The 12772-nt window shown below is 28.7% G+C and carries 10 protein-coding genes and 1 pseudogene; 10 read left to right on the top strand and 1 reads right to left on the bottom strand.

Going from position 1 to position 12772, the window contains the following annotated elements; translation table 11 throughout:
• Positions 1-80: 80 nt before the first annotated feature.
• Positions 81-386, bottom strand: coding sequence for a hypothetical protein (locus EJ01_RS13960; protein ID WP_048082354.1), 306 nt, complete (start codon positions 384-386; stop codon positions 81-83).
• A 383-nt stretch (positions 387-769) separates the two neighbouring features.
• Between EJ01_RS13960 and EJ01_RS13955 the strand changes: the two genes are divergently transcribed.
• From EJ01_RS13955 to EJ01_RS13910, 10 genes and pseudogenes are all read left to right on the top strand, one after another.
• On the top strand, positions 770-1531 hold the full coding sequence (locus EJ01_RS13955) for a hypothetical protein (RefSeq protein ID WP_048082353.1): 762 nt from the start codon (positions 770-772) through the stop codon (positions 1529-1531).
• A 215-nt stretch (positions 1532-1746) separates the two neighbouring features.
• Positions 1747-2754 carry a hypothetical protein gene (locus tag EJ01_RS13950; RefSeq protein WP_048082352.1) on the top strand — a complete coding sequence of 336 codons (1008 nt, stop codon included), beginning with the start codon at positions 1747-1749 and terminating at the stop codon, positions 2752-2754.
• 15 nt (positions 2755-2769) lie between these two features.
• Positions 2770-3351, top strand: coding sequence for a hypothetical protein (locus EJ01_RS13945; protein ID WP_048082351.1), 582 nt, complete (start codon positions 2770-2772; stop codon positions 3349-3351).
• A 45-nt stretch (positions 3352-3396) separates the two neighbouring features.
• Positions 3397-4113, top strand: coding sequence for a hypothetical protein (locus EJ01_RS13940; RefSeq protein ID WP_048082350.1), 717 nt, complete (start codon positions 3397-3399; stop codon positions 4111-4113).
• A 441-nt stretch (positions 4114-4554) separates the two neighbouring features.
• A complete protein-coding gene (locus EJ01_RS13935) occupies positions 4555-5883 on the top strand; it encodes an AAA family ATPase (protein WP_048082349.1) in 1329 nt (442 codons plus the stop codon).
• On the top strand, positions 5867-6709 hold the full coding sequence (locus tag EJ01_RS13930) for a hypothetical protein (protein ID WP_048082348.1): 843 nt from the start codon (positions 5867-5869) through the stop codon (positions 6707-6709). The genes EJ01_RS13935 and EJ01_RS13930 overlap by 17 nt, the downstream gene beginning before the upstream one ends.
• A 1047-nt stretch (positions 6710-7756) precedes the next feature.
• Positions 7757-8152, top strand: a complete 396-nt coding sequence (locus EJ01_RS13925) for a HEAT repeat domain-containing protein (RefSeq protein WP_048082347.1) — start codon at positions 7757-7759, stop codon at positions 8150-8152.
• Positions 8153-8438: 286 nt separating this feature from the next.
• Positions 8439-8906, top strand: coding sequence for a hypothetical protein (locus tag EJ01_RS13920; protein WP_245611222.1), 468 nt, complete (start codon positions 8439-8441; stop codon positions 8904-8906).
• 356 nt (positions 8907-9262) lie between these two features.
• Complete coding sequence (locus tag EJ01_RS13915; RefSeq protein WP_048082345.1) at positions 9263-9706, top strand: universal stress protein; 444 nt, start codon at positions 9263-9265, stop codon at positions 9704-9706.
• A gap of 792 nt (positions 9707-10498) precedes the next feature.
• Positions 10499-12772 (top strand): annotated as a pseudogene (locus tag EJ01_RS13910) (hypothetical protein); the annotation flags it as partial.

The raw sequence follows: 12772 nt of genomic DNA, 5'->3' as shown, positions 1-12772 counted from the left end.
GATTAGATAAAAGTTAAAATAAGAAAATTAAAGAGATAAATATTAGTCAATCTAACTAATTACTAAATGAAACATTAAGATTAATATTGATTAAGACATCTATGCACGCTTTCTTCAATTCTACTCTTTATTTGTTCCATTTTTTCACGTTTTTTATTGTTGTCATTATTAGGATAATCTAATAGATTGTCATAGTCCACATCCACTGATATGGTAATATGAGAATAACCATGTAAATTCACTTCTTTGAACCAATCAAAGCTATTTAAATCATTTGAAAGACATTTTTTAAATAGGTCTTTATTCTCAATCTTTTCAGGTGGATCTAAGTCTATCCCAACACGTGCAATAGTATCTGCATTTATAAGCCCATACTCAATTCTCATAGATATACCTCCAATTTTTATTAATAGATTTTAAAAATATTACTTAGTAATCAATTAATCATTTAACAATATAAATTATATTATTCTATCCCAGTAGTTATCTTATGTTCTTACACTATCTAATAAAACCATAAAAACGAAAATATCAAAATACATGGCACATATAACATATTACCGATACAACCAAATAATTTCACATGAAACAAGATATATACATTTAATGGAAGCAATTCAAGAAGCAGAATTAAGATTTTTACTTGCAAGTTTGAAATGTAAAACTTTACATATTTCGAGTAGATGCCAGTCTAAGATTTCAAGTAAAAGATGGAAAAATGAGTATGCTCATAATAAACTTTAATAATTAAAATAAATCAATAATTTTTATGGTAAGTGAAGATAATGAACTATTAACCCCAGATCAACTCTTAAAAGATTTAAAAATTAGTAAAGGTGATTCATTACATGCAGTAGCCTCATCTTTGATGAATTATATTCCAATTTTAGGCGGACCGGCTTCAGTATTATTTTCAGCAGCAATTACACCCCCTCTAGCTAAAAGACGCGATAAATGGATGATGATATTCTTAGAAGCCATTAATGAGTTGGCAAATAGAAAGCCTGAATTTAATATGAAGGATCTTATTGATAATGAAATGTTTATTACTACTGTTATGCGTGCAAGTCAAATTGCAATCTGTAATCATCAAAATGAAAAGCTCAATGCTTTAAAAAATGCTATTTTGAACTCTGCATTGAATAATATTTCTCCTGAAGAAGATTTACAATTAATTTTACTTGATATTATAGATTCATGTACAAAATTACATCTAGAATTTTTAAAATTCTTTAATGAACCCAAATCTCCAAAATTTGTCGAAGAATTACAGACAAATATAACTGAAAAAGGTAATGAAATTAAAGAAGTTTATTATTTAGTTTTTAATTTAGGGGAAGTGCTAGAATATGAATATCCTGCATTAAAAGGAAAAGACGATATTTATACACATATTTTAAAAGATCTACAATCAAAAGAACTTTTGGTGTATGATCCTGAGTTTAAAATAGAACCAAATGGTAAGATGGATTCATTAATTATGCCAATGGGAGAAAAGTTATTATCGTTCATCACATCTCCTGAAATATGAATAGGTTATATAACAATTCTTCGTTTGTTTTTTATTTATTTTTCACAAAAATTGTTTTATGATTTCATAATTCATAAATATTACTTTTCAAATGCTCACATTTTATTTATTAGTAATTAAATTCAAAAAGTAGGTATAAATAAGATAATTATTTAAGTGTTATCCTAAAATATTAATTAGACATTTAATACAAATTTTAATAAGGGGATAACCTAATGGCAGAAAAAGGATCTGTGTTAAAAGAATCTATAGAGGAAAATCCTAAAGAATCAGTTAATAAATATAAAAAAGGGCTTGTTTTTTCAAAGATTCTCAAAACAAATGCAGAAAAAGATGATGATTTCTATAGACTAGAACTAAGAAGACTACCTAACTATGTTAAAGGAAATAGAGAATCTAGAGGTAAAGGATTTAGACCTTTAGATGGGCTATTTGAAATAACAAATTTCTATATTAAGATACATTCAGAAAATAATCCATTAGGGATAACTAATTATATTGATGTTAATAGAATCCTAAAAATCCAGTACGTTTCTGAAAGATATACTGGAACTAACACAGAACCTACAGAAGAAACCGTTGACATATTTTGGATACGTCAATACAATCTAATTCTAATGAATGGACCTAAAAAATTATGTGAAGATGCATATAATGAACTTACTAATATCAATAAAGTAGAATTTACTGATGTTGTATTTAAACATGATTTTTTAATGTGGATTCCTTATAGATTAAATAATGCAAAAGGAAAGCTATTTCCAGAATTGTTCGTAAATATTATTGCAGATGGAGTAACTCAAAATAAATCTAGTACAGGGATTGTTCCTAAAAGGTTAGTTATAGATAAGTCTATTGAAGCACTTATGACATTACCTGCAATTTATGGCCTTGTTAATAAGCATAAATTTTATTCGATAGGTGGAGACTTTGATTTTAGAAAAGAACCTTTAAGGGTAACTATCTCTAATAACGGCATCCATATTAAGATTACTAGCTTATTGAAGCATAAAGATCATGGTGAAAGATGTGCAATCGTATTTCCATTTATAATAGAAATGGTTAATGTTCTCAAATATTGGGAAGGTTTAGATGCTCCAGAAAGATATCCTGATGAAGCATTTTTAGAAGAGATTGAAAATTCTTTCAATAATCAAATCTTAGAATGCCAGAATAATCTAGAAGAGTTAAAAAAAGAATATAAAGAAAAAAGAGAAACTTAATAAGGGGTCTGACTAATGAATAATTTTTCCTACATCTACGAAATTAAAGGAGAAGCAAATATTAGCCATATTAATGAAGGTCCTCATGAAAAAGAGGGAATCCTATTTAAACTCCATAATTCAGATTATTCGCAAAAATATAGCGAAATTAGAGGAATTATCACGATAAAAAATAAAAATCAAATGGCTGTAGATATACCTTTCATTTTTAGAAAAGAATCTAAATTGATGCTTATCATAACTGCTTTTAATAACCACAAACTTACAGCAGTTAATTTCTTTAATTCACATATTAAAGGAAAATTAATGCCATTTATTCCTAATATTTCTCGCGAATATAAACTTCTTTGTGAATCTTTTAAAACAGTGACTGCATCCCTTTTTAAAAATGGAGAAATAATAGATAGTTCAGACGAAGAAATAGATATATGTGAAACTAATCTACAAGAATTCGAACTTCTTGATGCAGTTCTGTATATGGCTTCTAAAAGAATTGTATTTTATTATTATAGAAATGCATTGATGTTTGCTCCTAACACAAAAGATGAAGATATGGAACTAGTGTTCCAAAAATTTGAAGAAACAATGTTAAACTAGATTCTCATGCCAAATCGCGATACTCTTAAAATAAGCATATGTAAAATGTGGGAAGATCACAATACAATAATTGCATTTATTAGTGGCATAATCTTATTTGCGATACCTCTTGCAGTAAAACTAGATACCATATATGTGGCAATTATAACCCTTTCGGTTTTGATAATATTTCTCATAAGCTACTATGCCTTATTCTATCATTATAAATTTATACCAATAAAAATATCATCTCAAGAGTTTATTTTTAACCCACAGTTAACTCAGGGAGTAAGATTTCCTGCCCCTGTTTTATTGTTTAATCCAAAATATAAATCTCATTATAAATTTAGTTTAGAATTATTAGATAGTGCATATAATGATTTAATAAAATGGAAACGGTATGTTTTAGTATTAGAAAAACCCAAAAAAACATTTGAGATTACTCCTACTGAAAAAAAAGAGTCCCTAAATCCAATTTTCCATTATAATGATGACTATTGCTTTTTAGAGCAAGAATTTGAAGGAGGGGGCAAAAAAGAACTTAATTTTTCTTATGAAATAGGCTCAAATGAAGATGCTCAGGGGAAATATTCTATTTCTATTTATTTAGTAGAGAAAATTGATTATAAAGAAATTTTTAAAGAGGATTTCCGAGACAAATTTAATGCTAAGTTAATATATGAAGAAAATGCTCATAGAATCAATATTATACATGCTAAATCAGGAGATCCATTCGCAAATATAACAAACAAAATACAGAAATTAGAGGAAAAAATTAATTAACCTCTATTTTTTTTCAAAATATTTATATTTCAAGATTCATTCATTAAATTTTTATTTCATTTAAAATAAAAATACATGTTAACCACTAATTCTTTTATATTATCAATTTTTTACCATTTTTCTATACTATTTAATGATAGTAATATTATAAAAAATTCTATATTAAATATAAACTCTAATTCCAATAGAAATATTAATATTTGAATATATAAGTTTTTAGAAGTTAAAATAAAGAAAATGAATGAAAATAAAAATAATAATATTCGAAGAAATATACAAACTTAATTAAATGTATATAAAACTCATAATCATATATAAACTCAATTAATTTCATATGAAAACAAGATTTTAGACTTAAACTGTTAGAAGTGTAACTAATACAGAATTATTATAAAACCATAACATCATATAATTAATAACTCATATTTTGGTAGTATTATCATGAAAGAAATGAAATTTAAAATAAAAAATTTTGGTCCAATAAATAAAGCTGAAATAGATATTGGTAAAATCAATATAATAGCTGGACAAAATGCAAGTGGCAAGACTACATCAAGTAAGTTATTTTACTGTTTATTAGCTTCAGTATCTCCAGATGGAACTTATTTATTAAATGAAAGTATCAAAGATAGGTTAAGATCCTTTATCAATAAATCTTTCTTAAAAGAAGACAATAAATTTAGAAGAAATGAATTATTTAATTTAGCAGAAAATTTATTTAATTATATGGATAATTATGAGATTCTGGCATGGAATAATGATTTTTATAATGATTTTAATGCTTTTCTAAGATTTTCTGAAACTGAAAATTTTAATGAAAAAGAATTGAAGGAACTTCGAGAAATTTTTAATATTATGTTTTTCGATAGAGATCTATTGTTTAATGAAACATTGGATGCATTATTAGATATAGAATTTGATCAAAGGCAAATTTATGAAAATTGTGATAACAGTTTCATTAAAATGAGCGGCAAACAAAACTGTTATTTTGAAGTTAAAATAAATATCCCCAAAGATGTTGCCTATATATGGGCTAGACATGATTATTTGAAATGCATTGAGGTTAATGAAGTTTCCTATGTTGAAACTCCTTATATTCTTGATTTTTTAAGTGAAGATATCCCATTTTATGTAAGAAAATCCAATATTAACCATCAACAACTTCTTCTTAGGAAATTAAAGGACCAGAAAAAAGGAGATGTTTTTGATAAGAGATTTAATGAAAATATAATAAAATTTCAGAAAATAATTCAGAAAAAAATAAAAGAAATCGTTGGAGGAAATGTTAAATTTGATACCTCATCAGCAGAATTCATTTTTGAACAAGAAAATAATACTTTCTCATCTAAAAACGTCGCTACAGGAATAAAAACATTAGGTATATTACAAATGCTATTAGAAAATAGAAAATTACCTGAAAATAGTTATCTGATTATTGATGAACCAGAAGTTCATTTACACCCAGAATGGCAAGTAAAACTTGCTGAAATTTTAGTTCTATTAGCTAGAGACTTGAATGTCACTCTTTATGTTAATTCCCATAGTCCCCACTTCATAGAGGCAATTGAAGTATATTCTGAACACCATAACATCAAAGAAGATACTAATTTCTATTTAACTGAGGAAGCTAAAAATGGAAAATTCAATATCAATAAAATAGATAGAAATCGTCTTATGGATATCTATAATTGTTTAGGAAAACCTTATGAGGATATTGATGAAATACGTGGTAAAATTGATGCAAAACATGTAATTGAAGGCAGGGATTAAAATTACATTAACTTTAACTGAATTCAAAAATTTCATAGATAGTCTTGAAAATAAAAAAGAGTTCTATAAATCTGTAACAGAAATTTCAGAAATTATTCCAGGCATGCCTTTCGTTGTAAATAGTGTGGAGATGTTATCTTTAGATGATATAGTCCTTTATTTAAAGGAAGAAATACCTAAAAAGAAAGAAAAATGTCATGACTGCTTAAAATCAGGGTGTAACTTAAATTTTCAATATTCTTCGGCTGATGCTTTATATGTTCTTAGTCCAAATGGAACTATCGAATTATATTTTATAGAATTTAAAAAAATGGATATTATGAATGATAAAATAATTCCAGATATTGAAATGGGTTTAGATAAATTAATTGAAAATCTAAAGAAAATAGACGAAGATACTATTTTAATTAATAAAATAGGTGAGCATCTTGGACATGAAATAGATATTGATAATACAAAAAAATTATTGAAAAAATCAAAAAAAGCGGCTAGAAAATCCAAGAAAAATTTGTTATATTTAAAGGCTTTAGAGAGTTTATACTGCATTATACCATGGAGCTATAAACTATATTGCCAAAATAAAGGTATCATTCCAGATGTGACAAAATTTAAATCTTTCTTAGCAGGATGTAAAAAAGAATACATAATAATTCAAGAAAGCTGTCAAAAAAATCCTGCACACAACCGTCATAAGCAATATGCTATAAAATTTAGTTGTAAGGAAAATCCTTCTGGTCTTCAAAGATTAAGTCCATATCCATTTAATAAAGTTAAAATTAGAAATGGAACAGAATTCACTAGTTTTATTAATGAAATATCAAAATAAAAATGTTTTTTCTTAATAGTTTTACTAAAAGAAGATTAGTATAGACGCATGCCCTAAAATAAAATTAATTTCATTCTATGGTGATTTAAACAAAAAACCCATAGCTCTATAAAGAGAGCTACAATAATCATGGATATCATGATTATGGCTATGAGCATGATATCGCCCTCTGAAAGAGAGGCACCAATATACTGTGTGGGGAATAAAATTTATTCCTCAAATAGACTTTATTCACATTTTAACTATTATTTATTCCTTAAATTCATTTTTTTAAATCTATAATATTTAGCATATTTTATTAAATTCAATTTTATTTTAATTTTTATCAAATATCATGGAAATATTTAAATAGTTTTCTTTATACTATACAATTTAGGAAAAAATGACTCTATTTACCCTTTATATATTATAATACTAATCTTGTTGAGAATATATCGATATTCATGTTAAAGGGGAGTTTTTGAGGCATTTTAGAAAAAGTAAGCGTTTTTACATACTGCGGATATCTATTTTAAAATTAGCACCATAATCTTTCATGAGAAGTTAATTTATAGATAGAATATATTATTTTTGAGATAGGACTTAATTCCAGAACCCATGAGTATAAACTGAATTACATCTTAAATTTTAATCTAAATTTAATATTAATAAGGATATTTAAAGCCCATGTTTAGTCTTTAACCAACTGTATAATAATTAAACGTTATAAAGACAATTACATAATAAATTAAATTAATTAAAGGTTTATATTGAATAAATAACTTCTTTTTTATTTTTATCTGTTTTACTATTTATTTTACTATTTTTGAAAAATACGTTTTCTACATCCATTAGGTTCTTCGCATTCTTTATATTCGCACTCATAATATCTTGATAAAACTCCAAATTTATTCTATTTTCAGTATGTTTAAATGAGATATTTGTTTATAGTCTGAATCAATGGTAAGTGGTCACTCTATCAAAGAAGTTGAGAATGATAAAAAAGAATGAAAAATGAATAAGTTATTTAAAGTTCTTGCAACAAAATATAATTTAAGGAGGAATTACATGGTTGAATCAGAAAGAAGAGATTTAGATTATCTGGTAAAAGAACTAGAAAATGGAGAGAGGAGTAGAAGGGAAGATGCTGCTGAACTTCTTGCAGAATTAGCAGACCCCAGAGCCGTAGATCCCCTAATTAAAGCATTAAAAGATGAAGATTCTCATGTTAGAGAAGCTGCAGCTCTTTCATTAGCTGTTTATGAAGATACTAAAACTATTGAACCATTGATTGAATTACTGAACGATAGAAAAGCTAGTGTTAGATATGCTGCAGCAATAGGTCTTTCGGGAGTAGGGGATAATCGAGCAATAGAACCGCTTGAAAAAGCGTTAGAAGACGAAAGTCAGGTTGTAAGGAAAGTTGCCCAGCTGGCTTTAAATTCAGTAAAAGAACGACAATAATCTGCCATATATAATATATCAACAAAAATAAAAGGCTTTAGTAATGAACACCACCATATAATCGTTATAGGATAAATAAAGTTCAATTAAAAAATTTAATTGGAAGTGCAGGAATTAGGAAAAACTAAATCTTTTAACTATAAAATATAAAAAAAATAATTAAAAATCGGGATAATATCGTTAGAACGAGAACTTATGATCATTCCTAATTTCATTTAAATTCTTTTAATCATCTCAAAACAGTTCACTTTTAGATATTTACCCTAAATAGAATAATGCAATTATCATGTTCAACTTCCATAATATTTTAATTTTAGGAGAGTTAGAAATGATTGACAAAAAAGAACTTGTAGATATGATAGAAAAAGTAAAATTGGAGCGGATGCAAACAAATAAAGATGTTTGGGAGAAACATATCTATTTAGATAATAATAAAGTACTGATAATTGGTTATGAAGAAGAAGAGGTAACTGCTAAGCAAGATCCTGAAGAAGAAACTGTTAAAAACTATTATTGGTTTTGGGAGCTTAGAGATTCACAGACATGGGATGTTCTATTTGAAAATCATGACAAAAGTTTTAGTTTTTGTGAATCTGAAATAGGAACCTACAGTGATCAAGAACGTGTAGAAGACATAGTTGGCGATATTGATGAAGCAGAAGTATGTGGTTGGAGTGAAAAAGACTTGATTAAAGATATTTCTGAAGATATCGCAGATAAAGTAATTGAATGGTTAACACCTATCAAAAGATAAGTAAAATAAAAATAATCGGAATTTCATGGATTTCGATTAATATTGGCTTTTTTTGTAAGTTCAACTAATTTCAATGAAGAATTTTATAATTGGAATAGTAAAAATTAGCATTGTTTTAATTACATAACTTCATACTGTTTTTAATTCAGTATATGTAAAAATAGGGTTAATTATGTCCTGATTTCTGGAGTTTTGAAAAATGGCGGTAAGTAGATATCATTGCAACTGCTCTTTAGTCCATTTATCATTAAATTGAGAATTGAAATGAATGTTGCCACAATACTAATAGTATTATGTTCATAAATATTAATATAAACTAAAATTATAAAAGTTAATAAAGATTAAAGGTGAACTGAATGTATAAAAAAATATTATTGCCAACAGATGGTTCGCAACCCGCTCATAAAGCTGCAGAACAGGCTATATGGATTGCAATTATGAGTAATGCAGAACTTATAGTATTACATGTAATTGATACATCCATATTTACTGGATTACCATCAAAAGAATCCATATCAAAAGTTAAAGAACTGTTAAAAAATGAGGAAAAGAACTACTTTAACGCAGTTCAGGATATTTTATTAAAATATAAAGAAAAATATAACATTGAAATAAAATTAGTTTTCATGAGCAAAGAAGGCCATCCTGCCCATACAATTCGTAAAATTGTTGATAAAGAAAATATAGATCTAGTTGTTATGGGCACTTCAGGAAAACATGGAATGGACAGGTTTTTACTTGGAAGCGTAGCAGAAAGAGTAGTAAGAACCGCATCATGCCCCGTACTAGTAGTACGTTAAAATTCCAATTAAAAAAGTATTTTAAAATTATTACTAATTTTTATAGTTTTAAACTTTTGATTTTAAAGCCATAAATTTATATGAATATATACCGTTTAAAAGGTATTATACAAAAGAATAAGGTTTATTAATGCCTTTACGTTTCATTTTCCAAAAATAGAATAAAATAAAACAATTTAATCATAAAATAAACTTTTCTTTTGGATTAGAGATAAATGATAGTGATAATTTTTTGGATATTTCAAAAAATGTTGTCTATTTTGTCAAGGAATACTGAGTAGTTATAAAAATTGTTATATGCAACAATGTATGGTTATTATTACTATAAATAAGATTTACATACTTTAAAACTGTTTAATTTCCATCAAAATGTTTAATTTTAATTTATTTTTTACAGCATTTAATAATTATTTTATAAGTTACATTAAAATTGTTAGTATATTCATTTTGAATAAAATAATCAAAAATTTTATTAATTAAAAAGTTATTAATATAATACTAGATATGAAATATGTTATTACGCAATATTTTGCTGTAAACAGCATAAAAATAACTAATAGGCTATATTTTCATTAATACATTTTTAATTATTTATTTATTATAAATATTTTTGAAATTATAGCTATTTGACCCGATTTAACGATTATTTTGAATTTATAACATATTAAATATCTTAAAAAAAACATAACGGAGGTGAAAAAGATTAGAAAACAAACGACTACAAAGAAAAACAATTTTAAACATATTAATGAATATAATAAAGCTAAAATGAGTATAAAGGAGGTGAAAAAGATGAAAAAACAAACAATTACAAAAAAAGACAATTTTAAATCCATTACTGGGCACAATAAAGCTAAGGTCATGGTTCCATTACTGCTTTTAAGCCTGGTTTTAGTATTTTCGTTCGCTGTCAGTGATGTTGCAGCTGCTCAGGGAACATCTAATAACACAGCAGTTACCTCAAACAATTTAACTGGGGTTAATTCAAGTTTAGAGGATTCAAATACGGCAGTTCAATCCACGTCGGATATTACTACCTCAAATTCTAATAAATCATCTAATTCTTCAAATTCTAATAACTTATCTAATTCTTCAAATTCTGGAATTAATCAAACTTCAAAAGATCCACAGATCTATAATGGAGGAGTGCCGGTTGCTCGTGGAGGAAATCCTCCAGGATATGTTTATCCCACAATCGCAGCAGCTATTACTGATGCTCAAAGCGGTGACACCATAATGCTTGAGGACGGGGCAACCTTTCAAGAACATGGTCTTGTTGTTAACAAAAATCTAAATTTTGACGTATTTAACAACGGCCATGCCACGATAGACGGTCAAAATTTAGGAACCGTATTTATAATCGGCAACGGAACGACAGTCAACATGCAAAATCTAATCATCATCAACGGGAACGGAACTAATGGAGGAGCTATCTACAATAACGGAACCTTAACCGTAAACAACAGCACATTTGCTAACAACACCGCAACACAAAATGGTGGGGCCATCTATAATGACGGAACATTAAATTATGTCTCAACCACACGTACAAGTGAAACCGTAACAAATAATGGTGGAAATTTAACCGTAAACAACAGCACATTCACAAACAACAGTGCACAAAATGGTGGGGCCATCTACAACGCTGGAACCATAAACATAGCCACCAGTACCACACTCACTGATTACACCATAACCCAAAATGGCGGAGTATTAAACGTAAACAACAGCACATTCCTAAACAACACCGCAACACAGAATGGTGGAGCTATCGCAAACGATGCAACATTTAACGTAGTAGGTTTTAGCACACTCACACGTACCGTCGTAACACAAAATGGTGGAACAGCAACAATATCAGGCAGCACATTTATAGGTAACAGGGCAAATAATGGTGGAGCCATTAGCAACCTCGCAACCTTAAACACATCCCAAAGCACACTTACTGGAACCGCCACAACAGGCACAACAGCACTTAATAGCGGAACAGTAACAGTAACCAACAGCGTCATAATAGGCAACACCGCAACACAGAACGGTGGAGCCATCTACAACGGCGCAAGAACATCTGTAAGTGCCAGTACATTCACAGACTACACCATAAACAATGACGCAACAATAACCGCAAGGTTCAATACTATGGCAGGTAACTCTGCATTGGCTGGTGGAGCTGTCTACAATGATGCAACATCAACTGTAACCACCAGTACACTCACACGTACAACCTTAAATAATGATGCTACAGCAACAACAACTGACAATGCACTTGTGGGCAACAACGCAACAACAGGTAGAGATATCGTCAATAATGTAGTAACAACCCAAAACGGCAACGTAATGACCGTAAGTTTCATAAATAATACTGGAACAGTAGATGCCATGCGTAATTGGTGGGGAGTTGGTACTGGCCCATCACCTGGAGATGTAGTTGGAACAGTGGATACATCAAACTTTTTGAATTATACTATGGGTATAACAATTACTGCCAGTAACAGTGCACCTAATGTGGGACAGCCGTTCACTTATACCATAACTGTAACTAACAACGGTCCTGATACCGCTACAGATGTTCAGGTAGCTGATGGTATACCTGCTGGTTTAACCTTTAACGGTTACACAGCAACTCAGGGTACTTACAACAGCGGTACTGAAATATGGAATGTTGGAACACTCGCTAGTGGTGCTAGTGCGGTTTTACAGCTGTCTGTTACTCCTACAGCTTCTTTAGCCGGTATGAACGTGACTAAAAATGTAACGTTAATAAACACAAACCAAACTACTAATGTAACCGTATCTGTACCTGCAGCTGTATCTAATGTGACAATAACAAAAACAGCAAGTAACAGTTCACCTAATGTAGGTCAACCGTTCAGTTATACTATAACTGTGAATAATAGTGGTGCAGCAAGCGCTCCTGGTGTCCAAGTGACTGATGTAATACCTGCTGGTCTAACCTTTAACAGTTATACTACAAGTCAGGGTACTTACAACAGCGCTACTGGAATATGGACTGTCGGAACACTCGCCAGCGGTGCTAGTGCAGTTTTACAGCTGTTTGTAACTCCT

The sequence above is a fragment of the Methanobacterium veterum genome (genome assembly GCF_000745485.1).
Taxonomy (GTDB): Archaea; Methanobacteriota; Methanobacteria; order Methanobacteriales; family Methanobacteriaceae; genus Methanobacterium_D; species Methanobacterium_D veterum.
This window is presented reverse-complemented; position numbering and strand designations above follow the sequence as displayed.

Bases quoted from the DNA above. Each gene is read 5' to 3' on its own strand.
- EJ01_RS13935 (WP_048082349.1), top strand. From the start codon at position 4,555: ATGAAAGAAATGAAATTTAAAATAAAAAATTTTGGTCCAATAAATAAA.
- EJ01_RS13950 (WP_048082352.1), top strand. From the start codon at position 1,747: ATGGCAGAAAAAGGATCTGTGTTAAAAGAATCTATAGAGGAAAATCCT.
- EJ01_RS13955 (WP_048082353.1), top strand. From the start codon at position 770: ATGGTAAGTGAAGATAATGAACTATTAACCCCAGATCAACTCTTAAAA.
- EJ01_RS13940 (WP_048082350.1), top strand. From the start codon at position 3,397: ATGTGGGAAGATCACAATACAATAATTGCATTTATTAGTGGCATAATC.
- EJ01_RS13925 (WP_048082347.1), top strand. From the start codon at position 7,757: ATGGTTGAATCAGAAAGAAGAGATTTAGATTATCTGGTAAAAGAACTA.
- EJ01_RS13920 (WP_245611222.1), top strand. From the start codon at position 8,439: ATGTTCAACTTCCATAATATTTTAATTTTAGGAGAGTTAGAAATGATT.
- EJ01_RS13915 (WP_048082345.1), top strand. From the start codon at position 9,263: ATGTATAAAAAAATATTATTGCCAACAGATGGTTCGCAACCCGCTCAT.
- EJ01_RS13945 (WP_048082351.1), top strand. From the start codon at position 2,770: ATGAATAATTTTTCCTACATCTACGAAATTAAAGGAGAAGCAAATATT.
- EJ01_RS13960 (WP_048082354.1), bottom strand. From the start codon at position 386: ATGAGAATTGAGTATGGGCTTATAAATGCAGATACTATTGCACGTGTT.